This window comes from Streptomyces sp. NPDC020898 (genome assembly GCF_044333925.1).
In the GTDB taxonomy this organism is placed as follows: Bacteria; Actinomycetota; Actinomycetes; order Streptomycetales; family Streptomycetaceae; genus Streptomyces.
Map to the genome: position 1 here is coordinate 337,705 of NZ_JBIRRV010000002.1, position 17,721 is coordinate 355,425.

General features: G+C 71.2%; 9 protein-coding genes. 3 read left to right on the forward strand and 6 right to left on the reverse strand.

The genetic code is table 11. The features are described 5' to 3' along the window. Positions 1-160: 160 nt before the first annotated feature. A complete protein-coding gene (locus ACH4TV_RS09475) occupies positions 161-2,356 on the reverse strand; it encodes an ATP-dependent DNA helicase UvrD2 (protein ID WP_398395948.1) in 2,196 nt (731 codons plus the stop codon). Between the two features lie 192 nt (positions 2,357-2,548). Between ACH4TV_RS09475 and ACH4TV_RS09480 the strand changes: the two genes are divergently transcribed. Next, positions 2,549-2,806: a glutaredoxin family protein gene (locus ACH4TV_RS09480; RefSeq protein ID WP_398395950.1), complete on the forward strand. Its 258-nt coding sequence runs from the start codon at positions 2,549-2,551 to the stop codon at positions 2,804-2,806. 57 nt (positions 2,807-2,863) lie between these two features. On the opposite strand, the gene nudC is transcribed toward ACH4TV_RS09480, so the two are convergent. The 5 genes from nudC to ACH4TV_RS09505 form a co-directional block, all read right to left on the reverse strand. Further along, positions 2,864-3,811, reverse strand: a complete 948-nt coding sequence (gene nudC / locus ACH4TV_RS09485; RefSeq protein WP_398395952.1) for an NAD(+) diphosphatase — start codon at positions 3,809-3,811, stop codon at positions 2,864-2,866. A gap of 166 nt (positions 3,812-3,977) precedes the next feature. After that, entirely contained in the window at positions 3,978-5,390 is a 1,413-nt protein-coding gene (locus ACH4TV_RS09490) for a dipeptidase (protein WP_398395954.1), read from the reverse strand. A 10-nt stretch (positions 5,391-5,400) separates the two neighbouring features. Next, complete coding sequence (locus ACH4TV_RS09495; RefSeq protein ID WP_398395956.1) at positions 5,401-8,919, reverse strand: UvrD-helicase domain-containing protein; 3,519 nt, start codon at positions 8,917-8,919, stop codon at positions 5,401-5,403. Positions 8,920-9,053: 134 nt separating this feature from the next. Beyond that, positions 9,054-12,440, reverse strand: a complete 3,387-nt coding sequence (locus ACH4TV_RS09500; protein ID WP_398395958.1) for an ATP-dependent helicase — start codon at positions 12,438-12,440, stop codon at positions 9,054-9,056. Between the two features lie 308 nt (positions 12,441-12,748). Beyond that, positions 12,749-13,114 carry an MGMT family protein gene (locus tag ACH4TV_RS09505; protein WP_398395960.1) on the reverse strand — a complete coding sequence of 122 codons (366 nt, stop codon included), beginning with the start codon at positions 13,112-13,114 and terminating at the stop codon, positions 12,749-12,751. Between the two features lie 185 nt (positions 13,115-13,299). Here ACH4TV_RS09505 and ACH4TV_RS09510 point away from each other — a divergent pair, with 185 nt between their 5' ends. Next, on the forward strand, positions 13,300-16,035 hold the full coding sequence (locus tag ACH4TV_RS09510) for a lysylphosphatidylglycerol synthase domain-containing protein (protein ID WP_398395962.1): 2,736 nt from the start codon (positions 13,300-13,302) through the stop codon (positions 16,033-16,035). 98 nt (positions 16,036-16,133) lie between these two features. Further along, positions 16,134-17,693 carry an alpha/beta hydrolase gene (locus tag ACH4TV_RS09515; RefSeq protein WP_398395964.1) on the forward strand — a complete coding sequence of 520 codons (1,560 nt, stop codon included), beginning with the start codon at positions 16,134-16,136 and terminating at the stop codon, positions 17,691-17,693. The last annotated feature ends 28 nt before the right edge of the window (positions 17,694-17,721 follow it).

Consider the following 17,721-nt stretch of genomic DNA (forward strand, 5'->3'; position numbering starts at 1 on the left):
CTCTCGGCGTCTTGAAGGGACTGGGGTGAACCAGTCCAACGGATATACGACTATGAAGTACAGCACGAAACCAGGGCTTCTGAGAAGACTCTGTTCCCGTGGCTAAGAACCTATGGGGATTGCCGGGGCATGCGCAAACTATTTTTCCGTCGAGTTTGAATCAGTCACCCCCGCCCTCCCCAGCAACTTCCTGACCTGCACAGATGGCCAGAACCTCGGCTCCGTACCGGTTGAGCTTGCGCACTCCGACGCCAGGGATGCGGGCCAGCTCACCCTCTTCGTCGGGAACGGTCTCGGCGATCGCCATCAGGGTCCTGTCGGTGAAGACGCAGAAGGCTGGTTGCCCGCTGCGCGCCGCTTGGACCGCTCGCCACTCACGCAACCGCTCGTAGAGGCCCTCGTCCATGTCGGAGGGGCACTCGTCGCAGCGCATCAGTTTCATCTCGCCCGCGTCGGTCAGCGTGCGCCCGCAGACCCGGCACCGGGCCGGGGTTCTCTGTGTCCGGCGCGGGGCGAGCCCGGGACGGCCCCCGAAGCCGCGCTCGATCCCACCCGAGCCGGCCGCGCCCGTCCGTACGGCGGTGGTGACGGAGCCGGGACGCAGGCCGTCGAGGAAGCGGCTGGGGCGGCGGCTGGGCCGGCCTCCGGGTGCGCGGGAGAGAGCCCAGGAGACATGGACGCGGTCGCGTGCGCGGGTGACTCCGACATACAGGAGGCGGCGTTCCTCCTCGATCTGCTCCTCGGTCTTTGCGTAGGTGATCGGCATCATGCCCTCGGCGACGCCGACGACGAAGACGACGTCCCATTCCAGGCCCTTGGCCGAGTGGAGGGAGGCAAGGGTGACGCCCTGCACCGTCGGGGCGTGCTGGGCGTTCGCCCGCTCGTCCAGTTCGGCGACCAGGTCGGCGAGCGTGGCGCCCGGTTTCGCGGTGGTGAAGTCCTGCGCGAGGTTCACCAGTGCGGCGAGCGACTCCCAGCGCTCCCTGACGGCGCCTGAGCCCGCGGGCGGCTGGCCGGTCCACCCCTCCCCCGACAGTACGGCGCGTACCTGGGAGGGCAGGTCGACGGCGTCGTCCAGGAGGGAGTCGTTGCCTCCGAAGCGGGCGGCGGCGCGCAGCGCGCTGCCCGCCTTGCGCACCTCGGGCCGGTCGAAGAACCGTTCGGCACCGCGCAGCTGGTAGGGGACTCCGGCGTCGGCGAGGGCCTGTTCGTAGGTCTCGGACTGGGAGTTCGTCCGGAACAGGATGGCGATCTCGCTCGCCGGGACACCCCCGGCGACGAGGTCGCGGATGCGGCGGGCAGCACCCTCCGCCTCGGCGGGTTCGTCGGCGTACTCGATATAGCCGGGCTCGGGTCCCGGGTCGCGCTGGGAGACCAGCTCCAGCCGGTGTTCGGCGGCGCGGCCCCTGGCCTGGGCGAGCAGGCCGTTGGCGAGGTGGACGACCTGGGGGGTGGAGCGGTAGTCGCGGACCAGCTTGACGACGGTGGCACCGGGGTGGCGGGTGCGGAAGTCGAGCAGATGGTCTGGAGTTGCTCCTGTGAACGAATAGATCGTCTGACTGGCGTCGCCCACCACGCACAGGTTGTCCCGCTCTCCGAGCCACAGCTCCAGCAGCCGTTGCTGGAGCGGGCTGACGTCCTGGTACTCGTCGACCACGAAGTGCTGGTACTGGGAGCGGACCTGCTCGGCGATGTCGCGCCGGTCCTGGAGGACGGCGACGGTCAGCAGGAGGACATCCTCGAAGTCGATGACGGAGCGGTCCCGTTTGAGGTCTTCGTAGGTGGCGTAGAGCTGGGCGATCTCGGCCGGGTCGCGGGGGGCGTCGCGGCCGGACTTGGCGATGGCGGGCACATAGTCGGCGGGGACGATCTGAGTGACCTTGGACCACTCGATCTCGGCGGTGACGTCCCGCAGTTCGCCACGGTCGAGACGGATGCGGCAGGCAGCCGCGGCATCGGCGACGAGCTGGATCTTGCGGTCGACGAGCCGCGGCATGGAACCGCCGACGGCTTTCGGCCAGAAGTACTGGAGCTGGCGCAGCGCGGCCGAGTGGAAGGTGCGCGCCTGGACTCCGCCGGCACCGAGCTGGCGCAATCGCCCCCGCATCTCACCGGCGGCGCGGTTGGTGAAGGTGACGGCGAGCACGCTGGAGGGCTGGAGGATTCCGGCGCGCACCCCGTAGGCGATGCGGTGGGTGATCGCCCGTGTCTTTCCCGTGCCGGCGCCTGCCAGCACGCACACCGGACCGTGCAGGGCCGTGGCCACTTCGCGCTGCTCGGGATCGAGTCCTTCGAGCACCGCGTCGGCCGAGTCCGGAACCTGTGGGAAGAGGGTGGAGTGCGTTGCTGCTGTCACATGGCCATGCTGCCAGGTCGCCGGAGACAGGTGAGCCGGTTGTCCACAGGCACCCCCATGCAGTCGTACTAATGCGGCAGGCGTCGTCCCGCCTCGGGAGCCGGGGATACCCCCTGCGGGAATGGCGGCCGGGTCACGTACGTTCCATCACCGCGAGCACCCGTCCCCGAACTGCTGAGGAGCGCGAGAGACATGCCGGGCACTGTGACGATGTACAGCACCACGTGGTGCGGCTACTGCACGCGGCTGAAGAGCCAGATGGACCGCGAAGGCATCGCGTACAACGAGATCAACATCGAGCACGACCCGGACTCCGCGGCCTTCGTGGAGAAGGCGAACGGCGGCAACCAGACGGTTCCGACAGTTCTGGTGATCCCCTCCAACAACGGCCCGGAGGTCGTGATGACCAATCCGAGCCTCGCGCAGGTGAAGCAGGCCCTCGGCGCCTGACCCACGCATCCTCGACCCCCGACCGGCACGACGGCCGTGCGGGGGTCTTCGCGTACGTCAGAGCGCGCTGCCCGGCTTCGGCAGCGGCTTGCCGTACCAGAGTTCGATCAGGCGGGCCGCGATCGAGATGCCGTACGGCGGGAGGACCTCGCCGGATTCGAAGCCCGCGCGCAGTTCCTCGCGGGAGAACCAGCGGGCCTCGTGGATCTCGTCACCGTCGACCTCGATGTCGGTGGAGACGGCGCGGGCCATGAAGCCGAGCATGAGGCTGGACGGGAACGGCCAGGGCTGGCTGGCGACGTACTCGACCTGACCGACGTTGATGCCGGCCTCCTCGAAGACCTCGCGGCGCACCGACTGTTCGATGGACTCGCCGGGCTCGACGAAGCCGGCGAGCGTCGAGAAGCGGCCCTCGGGCCAGTGGACCTGGCGGCCGAGGAGGATGCGGTCCTCCTCGTCGGTGACGGCCATGATCACGGCCGGGTCGGTGCGCGGGTAGTGCTCGGCGCCACAGGCCTGGCAGCGGCGGATGTGGCCGGCGGCGGCGATGACCGTGCGCTCGCCGCAGCGGGAGCAGAAGCGGTGCAGGCGCTGCCAGTTCTCCAGGGCGACGGCGTGCACCATCAGGCCCGCGTCGCGAGGCGAGAGGAGCAGCCCGGCCTCGCGCAGGCCCGCGGCGCGCGCGGACTGGTCCATGCGGCCGGGCAGGGCGTCCTTCTGGAGGGCGAAGTAGCTGGTGCCGTCGTCGTCGCTGCCCAGGAAGTAGCGGTGTGCCTCGGTGAGGGGGGCTTCGAAGGAAGGGGTCATGACGAGTTCGGTACGCCCTTCGGGCGTCTCGTCGATGAGGACCTGGCCGCCGGAGACCACGAAACAGCGGGTCGTGGGGTGGCTCCACGCTGCGGCGAGCCAGGCCTCGTCGAGCCGGTGGTGCGCTGCCCGGTCGATGCCGCTCGGGGCGGTGAGTGAGATGGGACGGTCGGCGGTGTGGTCGGTCCAGGTGGTCACAGGTGCTTCCAACTCCCCCGGTGGAACGGATATTTCGGCGGGCGATTCAGAGGGACGTGGGCGGGGATGTGTGGAGGGCTGCGGTTTTCGGGCGTGCGGGCCGGTCTGCGGAGCGGCGCTTCCAGTGTGCCCCGGGACGGCTGCCGGTCCGGACCGCGGGAAGTCGTCAGGCCGCATGGTGCCAGTTCCCTGCCAGGTCGCCCCAGAGGTAGGCGGTGGTCTCGACGCCTTTGAGGAGCAGGTCGAGTTCCACTTTCTCGTTGGGGGCGTGCCAGCCGTCGGAGGGGACGGAGATGCCCAGGAAGAGCACGGGGGCACCGAGGACGTCCTGAAGGTCGGCCGCCGGGCCGCTGCCGCCCTCGCGCGTGTAGCGGACGGGCTTTTCGAAGGCGCGGCTCATAGCGCGTACGACGGATTGCAGGGCGGGGTGGTCCAGCGGGGTCAGGCACGGGCGGGTGGCCGCCGCGAACGTGATCTCGTAGCGGATCCCGGCGGGAATCCGGGCCGCGGTCCAGTCGCGGACGATCTTCTCGATGTGGTCGGGGTCCTGGCCGGCGACCAGTCGGAAGGAGAGTTTCACCATGGCCGAGGCCGGGACGATGGTCTTGCTGCCGGGGCCCTGGTAACCGCCGCCGATGCCGTTGACCTCGGCGGTGGGGCGCGTCCAGACGCGCTCCAGGGTGGTGTGTCCGGCTTCGCCGTGGGCGGCGTACGACTTGGCGGTGCGCAGCCACTGCTCCTCGTCGAAGGGGAGCTCGGCAAGGAGTTGGCGCTCGCGTTCGGTGAGTTCGGCGACGCCGTCGTAGAACCCGGGGATCGTCACGCGCGCGTGCTCGTCGTGGAGCGCGGCGACCAGACGGGCGACGGTGGTCGCCGGGTTGGGCACGGCGCCGCCGAAGGAGCCGGAGTGGATGTCCTGATCGGGTCCGTACAGCTGGATCTCGCACTCGGCGAGGCCGCGCATGCCGGTGCACACCGTGGGGGTGTCCTCGGCCCACATGCCGGTGTCGGAGACGATCACGGCGTCGGCGGCGAGCCGGTCGGCGTGCTCTTCGACGAGGGAACGGAAGTGGACTGAGCCCGACTCCTCCTCGCCCTCGACGAGCATCTTCAGGTGCACGGCGGGTGCGGTGCGGCCGGTGGTGGTGAGGTGGGCGCGGACGCCGAGTGTGTGGAAGAACACCTGGCCCTTGTCGTCGGCAGCCCCGCGCGCGTGGAGGCGGTTTCCCCGGACGACCGGTTCGAAGGGGTCGCTGTCCCAGCCGTCCTCGCGGGCCGCGGGCTGCACGTCGTGGTGGCCGTAGACGAGGACCGTGGGGGCTGCGGGGTCGTCGGCGGGCCACTCGGCGAAGACCGCCGGCGCGCCCGGTGTCGCCCAGACCTCGACGGTCGGGAAGCCGGTTTCCCTGAGTTTGGCGGCGAGCCAGTCGGCGCTGCGGCGTACATCGGCGGCGCGGTCGGGCTGGGCCGACACGGACGGGATGCGCAGCCACTCGGCGAGGTCGTCAAGGAAGACGTCGCGGTGCTGCTCGATGTACGTACGGACGGCGCTGACGTCACTGTCAACGGGATGGCTCATGGTCAAGAGCCTATCGGCCCGCACTGACATCCTCGTCCGGTACTTCGAACGCACCCGGGTCGTCCAGGAGCAGCCGCTCCAGCGCCGACCGGTCCGGGAGATCCTCCGGTCGTACGGTCTGCCCACTGCGCACATACAGGAAGGCGGCCCCGACAGCCTCCAGGGGCACGCCCTGCTGTTCAGCCCAGGCCAGGCGGTACAGGGCGAGCTGAAGCGGGTCGGCGGTGGGGGCGCGATGGGTCTTCCAGTCGACGATCTCGTACGTCGCTTCCTCTCCGTCGCCTTCCTTGTAGACGGCGTCGATCCGGCCTCGTACGACGCGTCCGGCGATCGCAAGCTGGAAGGGGGCCTCGACCCGGTAGGGCGTGCGGTGTGCGTACGCGGTGTGTTCGAAGGCGTCCTTGAGCATCTCCAGGTCGCGTTCGTCGGCGATCTCGGTGTCGCTGCCGGGCAGTTCCTCGGGCTCCAGCATGGGCAGCCGAAGTTCCTCGAAGCGCGCTTCGACCCAGGCGTGGAAACGGGTGCCCCGGCGGGCTGCGGGCTGCGGGGGGCGTGGCATGGGACGGGCCAGTTCCTGCGCGAAGGCGTCCGGGTCGGCGGCCAGGAGCATCACCTGGGACGCCGTCAGCGACGGGGGCAGGAGTACGTCGGTGACGCTCTCCCGCGCGCGCAGCAGTTCCCCGGTGAGCGCGTCGAGGTCACGGTCCCAGGAGGCGACGGCGCGGGCCTCCTCGGGCGTGAGATCCGCTTCGGCGGGGTGCCTGCGGGCGTGGGGCACGGCGGGCGGGCGGTGGTGGTCGTGTCCGGGGTGGGGTGGTGCCTGTGAGGCGGCTTCCGGGCGGTCCGTGGTCCACGCGTCCCAGTCGGCGTCGTCCTCCGGTGGGAAAGCGCCGTCTTCTTCATGAGGGCGGGCACCAAGAGGTTCGTCGTCCTCGTACGGATTCTCGTCGTCCGGCGGCGGGGGCCAGTCGGGGTCGTCGTACGCGTTCGGGTCGTGGGTGGCCGCGGGGTGACCGTCCTCGTGGGAGGCGAGCGTCTCCAGGTGGGCGAGGACCGTCTCCGCGGCGGCCCGGCGGCGGACGAACGCGGCGTCGTCCAGGGGCAGCGGCCACAGCTGGTCGGTGGCCGTCGCGTGCAGGACCGGGTTCTCCTCGTCCTCGGCGGGTTCGTCCGCCCAGGCCTCGGTCTCTCCGTGTCCGGCCGCGCAGTGGTCGTACAGGGCCCGGAGGAAGTCGGAGGGACCTCGGGGCTTCTTCTGGGAGGGACCCCACCAGTGGCCGGAGCCGAGCAGGAGGGAGCGGGGGCGGGTGAAGGTGACATAGCCGAGGCGGAGTTCCTCGGTGTGCTGGTGGTCCTTCATCGCCTCGTGGAAGGCCTTCATGCCCCGGGAGTCCCAGGCCTCGATGTCGGGCAGCGTGGCGGTGTCGCCGCGCAGTTCGTGTGGCAGGACCTTGGCCTGTGAGGTCCACTTCTCGCGGCCCCGGTCGCTGGGAAAGGTGCCGGTGACCAGGCCGGGGACCGCCACGACGTCCCATTCCAGGCCCTTGGACCTGTGTGCGGTGAGCACCTTGACGGTGTTCTCGCCCCCGGGCAGGGCGTTGTCGAGGCCCTTCTCGTACTGCGCGGCCGTGCGCAGGAAGCCGAGGAAGGCGAGCAGTCTGGCCTCGCTCTCGTTCGCCGCGAACGAGGCGGCGATGTCCAGGAAGTTGGAGAGGGTCTCGCGGCGGCGGGCGGCCAGGGCGTGCGGGGACGCCGACAGTTCCACCTCCAGACCGGTGACGGCGAGCACGCGGTGCAGTACGTCCATCAGCGGGTCGGCGAGGGAGCGGCGCAGGTCGCGCAGTTCGGCGGCGAGCCGGGCGAAGCGCACGCGCGCGTCCGGCGAGAAGGGCAGCCCGTCGTCGTCGCCCTCGCCTCGCAGAGGTGTCTCCAGGAAAGTGTCGAGGGCATCCGCGAGCGATATCACCTCGGAGGGGTCGACCCCCTCGACTGCTTCGGCGAGTCGGCGGTCCGGGTCGTCGGCGTCGCCCACGCGCGCGTGGGACACGAGATACCGGGCCCGGCGTCCCAGGAGGGCGAGGTCGCGCGGGCCGATGCGCCAGCGCGGGCCGGTCAGCAGCCGGACCAGGGAGGCGTTGGCCCCGGGGTCCTGGAGAACCTCGCAGACGGCCACCAGGTCGGCGACCTCGGGCAGGTGCAGCAGCCCGGAGAGGCCGACGACCTCGACGGGGATGTCCCGGGCGACGAGCGCACCCTGGATCTCGGCGAAGTCGGTTGCCGTGCGGCACAGGACGGCGATCTCGCCGGGGGCCTTTCCGGTGTGCACGAGGTGGGCGATGGAGTCGGCGAGCCAGTCGATCTCCTCGGCGTGGGTGGGCAGCAGCGCGCATCGCACCTGGCCGTCGCGCTCGGCGCCGGGTGCGGGGCGGAGGGCCTCCACGCCCGCGTGCATGGCGCGCAGGGGCTCCGCGAGGCCGTTGGCGAGGTCGAGGAGGCGGCCTCCGCTGCGGCGGTTCTCACTGAGCGACTGGCGCGCGGCGAAGCCGCCGTCGGCGCGGGCGAAGTGCTCGGGGAAGTCGTCGAGGTTGGCGACGGAGGCGCCGCGCCAGCCGTAGATCGCCTGGCAGGGGTCGCCGACCGCGGTCACCGGGTGGCCGGTGCCACCGCCGAACAGGCCTGCCAGGAGGACGCGCTGGGCCACCGACGTGTCCTGGTACTCGTCGAGGAGGACCACGCGGAACTCGTCGCGCAGGACGCGGCCCACTTCGGGGATCCGGGCGAGCGTCGCGGAGAGGGCGATCTGGTCGCCGAAGTCGAGGAGGTCGCGCTCGCGCTTGGCGGCCCGGTAGCGGGTCACCAGCTCGGTGAGTTCGCGGCGGGCGGCGGCCGTCTCGGGGACCTTGCGCAGGTCCGCGTTGGTGAGTTTGGCGCCCTCCAGCGCGTGCAGCAGTTCGGCGTCGTACGCGCGCAGTTCCTCGGGTCGGACGAGGTGTTCGGCGAGTTCGGAGTCGAGGGTCAGCAGGTCGCTGACGAGGTCCGGGAAGGAGCGGGTGAGCGCCGGGTAGGGGCCGGGGGCTTCGCGCAGTACCCGCGCGGCGAGCTGGAAGCGGGTGGCATCGGCGAGGAGACGGGCGGTGGGTTCGAGGCCGATGCGCAGCCCGTGGTCGGTCAGGAGGCGGCCGGCGAAGGCGTGGTAGGTGGAGATGACCGGTTCGCCGGGCGGGTTGTCGGGGTCGATGACGTCCGGGTCGGTGACGCCCGCCTTGATGAGCGCCTTGCGGACGCGCTCGGCGAGTTCACCGGCGGCCTTGTTGGTGAAGGTGAGCCCGAGCACCTGTTCGGGGGCGACCTGGCCGGTGCCGACCAGCCACACCACGCGTGCCGCCATCACCGTGGTCTTGCCCGACCCGGCTCCGGCCACGATGACCTGCGGCGCGGGCGGTGCGGTGATGCAGTCCGTCTGCTCCGGGGTGAACGGGATGCCGAGGAGCTCCTTGAGCTGCTCGGGGTGGCTGATACTGGCTGGCACGTCAGAGAGGCTAGCGGCGGACACTGACAGTGGGTGCCGGATCGCCGTCCGGGTCGGCAGAAGCGCAGGTCGGCACGGGTGGTGCCGTACATCACTCCCGTACGGTCGTCACCCTCGTACGTGCTCGGCCGGTGTCACTCGACCACGTGCCGGCCTTCCGGGCGGGCGCTGCACGACGCCCGAAACGCGCAGTGCGTGCAGTGCTGGCCGGCGGTCGGGGTGAAGCGTTCGTCGAGCACCTTGCCGGCGGCGGTGGCCAGCAGATCGCCGATCCAGTCCCCCTCCGCCCCTTCCCCTGTCGTCCCCTCAAGGGGTGCCTGGGCCTGGACCTTGGGCAGGGTCTCGCCGCCGTCCCGTTTGGCGGCGCCCTGACGCAGCTGGACGAGTTCGGCGCCGCCCGGTTCGGGACGGACCCCGTCGAAGGCGTCGTCGACGGCGCCTTCGCGGACGGCGAGCTGGTAGACGGCGAGCTGGGGGTGGCGGGCCACCTCGGCGGCGGTGGGTACCTGTTTGCCGGTCTTGAAGTCGACCACGTACGCGCGGCCCTCGCCGTCGGTCTCGACACGGTCCATGGAGCCCCGGATGCGTACTTCGTATGCGCCGGCACCGAGGGTCACGTCGAAGTCGTGCTCGCTGGCCACGGGTGTACGGCCGGTGCGGGCGCCGCCGGAGTCGACATGCCAGGTGAGGAAGCGTTCGAGCGCCACACGCGCGTGCTCCTTCTCCTGTGCCGACTTCCAGGGCGCGTCGAAGGCGAGCGCGTTCCACACGGAGTCGAGGCGCTCCATGAGGACGGCGAGGTCGGCGGGGGTGTGCCCGGAGGCGACCTCGTCGGCGAGGACGTGCACCACGTTGCCGAAGCCCTGCGCGGCGGTCGCGGGGGCGTCGGCCTTCACCTCGCGGCCCAGGAACCACTGCAGGGCGCAGGTGTTGGCGAGCTGGTCGAGGGCGCTGCCGGAGAGCACGACCGGCTGGTCGCGGTCGCGCAGCGGGACCTTGCTCTCGGTCGGCTCGTACATGCCCCACCAGCGGTAGGGGTGCGCGGACGGCACGAGCGGGCGGCTGTCCTCGTCGGTGAGCGCGGCGAGCCGGGCCAGACGGCGGGCGGCGGCCTCCCGGAGGGAGGCAGAGACCCGCGGATCGACTGTGGTGGCGCGCAGTTCGGCGACGAGCGCGGCCACGGAGAGCGGGCGGCGCGGGCGGCCCGTCACGTCCTTCGCCTCGACGCCGAGTTCGGTGAGGAAGCGGGAGGGCTGGTCGCCGTCGTCGGCGGGGGCCTTCACCGCGGTCACGACCAGGCGCTCACGCGCGCGCGTGGCGGCCACGTAGAACAGCCGGCGTTCCTCAGCGAGCAGCGCTCCCGGCGTGAGCGGTTCGGCGAGGCCGTCGCGGCCGATGCGGTCGGCCTCCAGGAGGGACCCGCGGCGGCGCAGGTCGGGCCACAGTCCCTCCTGGACGCCGGCGACGACCACGAGACGCCATTGGAGGCCCTTGGAGCGGTGCGCGGTCATCAGACGCACGGCCTCGGGGCGTACCGCGCGCCGGGTGAGGGTGTCGGCGGCGATGTCCTCGGCGTCGATCTCCTCCAGGAAGTTGAGGGTGCCCCGGCCGCCGGTGCGCTCCTCGGCGCGCGCGGCGGTCGCGAACAGTGCGCAGACGGCGTCGAGGTCGCGGTCGGCGTTGCGTCCGGCCGCACCGCCGCGCCGCGCGGCCCGTTCCAGCCGTCCCGGCCACGGTGTACCGGCCCACAGCTCCCAGAGGGCCTCTTCGGCCGTGCCGCCGCCCGCGAGGCGCTCACGGGCCTTCCTGAGCAGCGCGCCCAGTCGCTGAGCGCCGCGCGCGTACGTCGGGTCGTGGGCGATGAGGCGTTCCGGTTCGGCCAGCGCACGGGCGAGGAGGTCGTCCGAGGGCGGCGGTACGGGGTTGCCGGCGGCCCGCTCCTCCTCGCGCAGGGCACGTCCGAGGCGGCGCAGGTCGGCGGCGTCCATGCCGGCGAGAGGGGAGGTGAGCAGGGTCAGGGCGGTCTCTGTGCCGAGCCAGGCGGTGTCTCCCGACAGGGCGACGTCGGCGTCCTCGCCTGCGGCATCCCCTGCTGCCTCGATGCCTGGTTCCTCGACCGCACGGGACGCCTCCGCCGTCGCCACGGCTCTGAGCGCCGTCAGGAGCGGTGCCACCGCTGGTTCGTGGCGCAGCGGCACGTCGTCGCCGTCGATGTCCAGGGGGACCCCGGCGGCTGTGAGGGCGCGCCGGACCGTCGGGATCGTACGGCCGCCGGCCCGCACCAGGACGGCCATCTCGCCCCAGGGGACACCGTCCTCCAGGTGCGCTCTGCGGAGGATGTCGGCGATGTTGTCGAGCTCCGTACCGGACGTCGGGTACGTACAGACCTCGACGCGGCCTCCGCCGCGGACCGGGGTGAGGTCCCGGTGCGCGCGTACCTTCTCGGCCGGGAGGCGGGACAGGGGCATGCGCTGGGTAAGGAGGCGGCTGGCGGTCAGCAGGGTGCCGGCCGAACGGCGGGATGTCCGCAGGACTTCGACGGGGGCGGGGCGGCCGTCCGCGCGCGGGAAGGCCGCCGGGAAGTCCAGGATGCCGTTCACGTCGGCGCCCCGGAACGCGTAGATCGACTGGTCGGGGTCGCCGAGGGCGACGAGTGTCCGACCGCCTCCGGCGAGCGCGTGCAGCAGCCGCACCTGGGCCGGGTCGGTGTCCTGGTACTCGTCCACGTAGACCGCGTCGTAGCGGGCGGCGAGTTGCCCGGCGGTGTCGGGGCGGTCCGCGAGGAGTACCGCGCGGTGCACGAGTTCCGCGTAGTCGAGGACTCCTTGCATGTCGAGTACGTCGAGGTACTCGGCGAGGAAGGCGGCGGCGGCGCGCCAGTCGGGGCGGCCGATGCGCCGGGCGAAGGCGTCGAGGGCGTCCGGGCCGAGGCCCAGTTCACGGCTGCGGGCGAGGACCGCGCGGACCTCGTCGGCGAAGCCGCGGGTGGTGAGGCAGGCGCGCAGCTCGTCCGGCCAGCGCACATGGGCGAGGCCGAGCCGCTCCAGGTCGGGCTGTCCGGCGAGCAGTCCGCGTACGGCCACGTCCTGTTCCGGGCCGGAGAGCAACCGCAGGGGCTCCGCGAACAGATCGCTGTCCTGGTGGGCGCGGACCAGGGCGTAGCAGAAGGAGTGGAAGGTGGTCGCGCGGGGAGCGCGGGCTGCTCCCATGCGCAGTGCCATCCGGTCGCGCAGTTCGACGGCCGCCTTGCGGCTGAACGTCAGTACGAGGATCCGCTCGGGGTCCCCGCCACGGGCGATCCGGGCCGCCACGGACTCGACGAGCGTGGTGGTCTTTCCGGTGCCCGGACCTGCGAGAACGAGCAGAGGTCCGGTCGTGTGGTCAACCACCGCGCGCTGTGCGGCGTCCAGATGAGGGGGATCCTGCCGGGTGGGCGCGGTACGCACCAGTCGGTAAGCGCCACGGTTCCCCTGTCGCACCTGGGGGTGCGACAGGCGCCTGGTGGAGAAAGAGGAGCTCACGTGGTTCGCCGGTCCTGGTGGGTGTGCCATCTATCGGTGCCGGCGCGAGGCGCCGTCTTTGCAGGGTGGTGGTCGGGTGACGGGTGGGATGGCCGTCACGCGTGGACGGTGGCTGGGAGGTGAGGGGGGTACGTGGAGCCGACGCTACGCCGACGGGCCGCTCGGAAGCGGCACTTCCGGTTGTTCCCTCCCGACCCGTACGTCACCCGGGCCCCTCGCTCCACGAACGTACGCCATGGCACGGACGTGCCCGCTTTACCCCGTACGGGCCACAGGTCCCCCGGATGCCCGCCCGATGGCGGAAGCTGTCAGGTGTGACCCTCCGCCCGCTCGCCGCCGTCCCATCGCGCCCGTCTCATGTCGAGGCGTGGCAGATGCCCCTCGGCGGCCCTGCTCGCCTCCTTCAGGGGTGTGCCCTCCGCGCGGTAGTGGCCGAGGGCCTCCAGTTCGTGGCCCGGGAGAAGGACGCCGTCCGCGCGGACGACCCGCCACCACGGAACAGCTCCTCCGTAGAGGGCCATCACCCGGCCGACCTGGCGGGGCCCACCCTCCTCCAGCCACTCGGCGACATCGCCGTACGTCAGGACACGCCCGGGCGGGATCAGTTCCGCGGCCTCCAGGACCCGCTCGGCGTACTCCGGCAGGGCACCCGCCGGAAGGCTCTCGTCGCTCATCCGCCCCATCCTGCCCCACCCCACCGACAATGTGACGAGGCGGCGACCGTGGGTATCCCTCGCCCCGGAGCGGCGCTTGGGGCAGACTGTGCGCCCCCGCATCGCACCCTGATGCCCCTGTGTGTCAGTGGGGCATGCCACCATCGTGCGGGCGGTGACCGGTGATACGAGACCAAGAAGAGACCATGAAGCAGCAGGGCGTGCACCCCGAAGGGGCGGAAGGCACCTCTGAGGTCTCGCCGCGCCCCGACACCGACGGCACCGGCCACGCGCGCGAGCGGACGCCGGCCGAGCAGGCCGTCGACTGTGCGGACGACGACGCCCATGCCGAGGAGGTCGAGGGCGACGAACCACTGCTCCCCGCGCGCGTGCACCGCCCCTCCGATCTCATGCGGCTCCTGGCGGGCGTCGTCGCGGTCGTCGTGCTGCTCGCGATCGCCGCGTTCGCGCACGGCACCACCTCGGGGCTCGAACAGGACATCAACAAGGGCACCGGCCAGGCACCCGATCTGCTGATCAAGATCGCGGGTCTGGCGTCGAGCATCGCGATCCTCCTGGTGCCGGTCGCCTTCGCGATCGAGCGGCTGATCAAGCGGGACGGGCTGCGGATCGCCGACGGTGTCCTCGCGGCGGTCCTCGCACACGGGGTGACCCTCGCCACCGACCTGTGGGTCGCCAAGGCCGCCCCGGGCTCCGTCCGGGAGGCGCTGACCCAGCCCTCCCCCGGCGACATCCAGGCCCTCACCGACCCGGTGCACGGCTATCTCGCGCCGGTCATCGCGTACATGACGGCCGTCGGTATGTCCCGTCGGCCGCGCTGGCGTGCCGTGCTGTGGGTGGTGCTGCTGCTCGACGCCTTCTCGATGCTGGTCACCGGCTACACGACACCGTTCTCGATCATCCTGACGGTGCTGATCGGCTGGTCGGTGGCGTACGGAACGCTGTACGCGGTCGGCTCCCCGAACGTGCGTCCCACCGGGCGCAACCTGATGGCGGGTCTGCGGCACGTCGGTTTCCGCCCCGTGAGCGCGGCCCGCGAGGAGGTGCCGGAGGCGACGGACAGCGGCGACCGCGGACGGCGCTACTTCGTCACCCTGGAGGACGGCCCACCGCTGGACGTCACCGTGGTCGACCGCGAGCAGCAGGCGCAGCACTTCTTCTACCGCATGTGGCGCAACATCACGCTGCGCGGACTGGCCACCCGCAGCAGCCTCCAGTCGCTGCGTCAGGCCCTGGAGCAGGAGGCACTCCTCGCGTACGCGGCGATCGCCGCCGGGGCCAACGCGCCCAAGCTGATCGCGACTTCAGAACTCGGCCCGGACGCCGTGATGCTCGTCTACGAGCACACCGGGGGCCGCACGCTCGACTCACTGGAGGACGAGGACATCACCGACGAGCTGCTGCGCAACACCTGGGACCAGGTGAAGGCGCTGCAGTCGCGGCGCATCGCGCATCGCAGGCTCACCGGTGAGGCCATTCTGGTGGATCGTTCCGGCAAGGTGATCCTCACCGACCTCCGGGTCGGCGAGATCGCGGCCGGCGACCTGCTGCTGCGTATGGACATCGCCCAGCTCGTGTCGACACTCGGCCTGCGCGTCGGCGCCGAACGCGCGGTGGCCTCCGCGGTCGGGGTGCTCGGCCCCGATGCCGTGGCGGACTGTCTGCCGATGCTCCAGCCGATCGCTCTGTCGCGCTCCACGCGCGCGACGCTGCGCAAACTCGCCCGCGAGCGCTCCCAGCGCCAGCGCGAGGCGGTCCTTGAGGCGTCCCAGCAGGCCAAGCAGGCCCGCCTGGAGGCAGCCCACTCCGACGCCGGGCCCGTCGTACTGGAAAAGCCCGACAAGAAGGCCGTACGGGCGGAGCAGCGGGCCGAGAAGCGGGCCATCGACGAGGCCCTGGAGGGGGCCCGCGAGGAGGATCTGCTCACCCAGATCCGGCATCAGGTGCTGCTGATCAGACCGCAGGCACCGGTCGAACCAGCCCGCCTGGAGCGGGTGAGACCGCGGACGCTGATCAGTTTCATCGCCGGCGCGTTCGGCGCGTACTTCCTGCTCTCCCAGCTCACCCATATCGAGTTCGGCACCCTGTTCGACAACGCCGAGTGGGGCTGGGTCATCGCGGCCGTCATGTTCTCGGCGCTGAGCTACTTCGCCGCGGCGATGAGTCTGCTCGGCTTCGTGCCGGAGCGGGTGCCGTTCATGCGGACCGTGGCCGCGCAGGTCGCCGGGTCGTTCGTGAAGATCGTGGCGCCCGCGGCGGTGGGTGGTGTCGCCCTGAACACGCGCTTCCTTCAGCGCTCGGGCGTGCGGCCGGGGCTCGCGGTGGCCAGTGTCGGTGCGTCACAGCTGTTCGGGCTCGGCTGCCACATCCTGATGCTGCTGTCGTTCGGCTATCTGACGGGCACCGAGAAGACGCCGTCGCTGTCGCCGTCCCGGACGGTCATCGCGGGCCTGCTGACCGTCGCGGTGCTCGTCCTCGTGGTGACCTCAGTGCCGTTCCTGCGGAAATTCATCGTCACGCGCGTGCGGTCGCTGTTCGCCGGTGTCGTACCGCGCATGCTGGACGTTCTCCAACGGCCCCAGAAGCTGATCACCGGCATCGGCGGCATGCTGCTGCTGACCGCCTGCTTCGTGATGTGCCTGGACGCGTCGATCCGCGCGTTCGGCGACGAGACGACCTCCCTCAGCCTCGCCAGCGTCGCCGTCGTCTTCCTCGCCGGCAACGCGCTGGGGTCCGCGGCGCCGACCCCCGGTGGTGTGGGCGCGGTCGAGGCGACCCTGACGGTCGGTCTGATCGCTGTCGGTCTCCCCAAAGAGGTCGCCGCCCCGGCGGTGCTGCTCTACCGGCTGCTGACCCTGTGGATTCCGGTACTGCCGGGCTGGTTGTTCTTCAACCACCTGACACGGAAGGGCGCCCTCTAGAGCGAGCGGCCATGTGCGGTGCTCTTCGGGACCTGCGCGGTACCTCGTACGGCTCGCGCCCCGAGCGTCCTGCCGGATGCGACCGCAGGATGGGGGGCATGCCCAACCCCTTCCGGCCGCGTGCCGCCGCCCTGACCGTCACCGCCCTCCTGCTGTCGTTGCTGGTGGCAGGGTGCAGTGACGAATCCGGCTCCGCGGAGAAGGAGGAGAAGGACCTGTCGGCGCAGAAACCGAACTGGAAGGACTGTCCCGCACCGGCCGAATCGGAGGGCGGCGGCGAGGCACCGTCCCCGCTGCCGGGCGGCGACACCTGGCAGTGCGCCACCTTGAAGGCGCCGCTGGACTGGGGCGAGCCGAAGGGCGACACGATCGGGCTCGCACTGATCCGGGCGAAGGCGAGCGGCGACGCGAGCAGACGCATCGGGTCCCTGATCTTCAACTTCGGCGGGCCCGGCGGCTCGGGAGTCACCACGCTCCCCGCGTTCGGCGCCGAGTACGCGAGCCTGCGCACCCGCTACGACCTGGTGAGCTTCGACCCGCGCGGGGTCGGCCGAAGCGCCGGTGTGCGGTGCGAGGACGGCGAACAGCTCGACGCGTACTTCCAGCAGGACGCGACGCCGGACAATGCCGCCGAACGCACCGAACTGCTGGACAGCACCCGGGAGTTCAACGCGGCCTGCGAGAAGCACTCCAAGAAGGTGCTCCCGCATGTGCGAACCACCGACGCGGCCCGTGACCTGGACCTGATGCGCCAGGTTCTCGGCGACGACAAACTGCACTACTTCGGCATCTCGTACGGCACCGAACTCGGCGGCGTCTACGCACACTTGTTCCCCAAGAAGGTGGGGCGTGCCGTCTTCGACGCGGTCGTCGACCCGACCCGGACACCCGAACAGGGCTCGCTCGGACAGGCCGAGGGATTCCAGCTCGCGCTCGACAACTTCGCCGAGGACTGCACGTCGAAGGCCGAGGACTGCCCTGTCGGTGACACCGCGCAGGACGTCAAGGACCGGATCACCAAGCTCCTCAAGGACCTCGACGCCAAGCCGATCCCGGGTGTCTTCCCGCGCGAACTGACCGAGAGCGCGGCGGCCAACGGCATCGTGCAGGCGCTGTACTCCAAGGACTTCTGGCCCTACCTCACCGCGGGACTTGAACAGGCGTACGACGGTGACGGCAGGGTTCTGATGCTGCTGTCCGACTCGATGAACGGACGCAACGCGGACGGCGAGTACAGCAACCTCACCGCGGCGAACATCTCCATCAACTGCTCCGACCAGAAACCGCGTTACACCGTCGGCGATGTCGAGGCGAGGCTGCCCGAGTTCCGCGCCGCCTCGCCCCTGTTCGGTGAGTTCCTGGCCTGGGGAATGCTCAGCTGCACCGACTGGCCCGTGCCGGGCGCCGCCGACCACCCCGACGTCGGCGCGGCCGGCTCGGCACCGATCCTCGTCATCGGCAACACCGGCGACCCGGCCACGCCGTACGAGGGCGCGCGGAAGATGGCGGCGGCGCTGGGTGAGGGGGTGGGTGTCGAGCTGACGTACAAAGGGCAGGGGCACGGCGCGTACAACAGCGGGAACAAGTGCGTGCGCACGGCGGTGAACGGCTATCTGCTGAACGGGAAGGTACCGGCGGCGGGCACCGTTTGCTCCTAGAAAAGTGCAGGTCAAAAGGTTATCCACA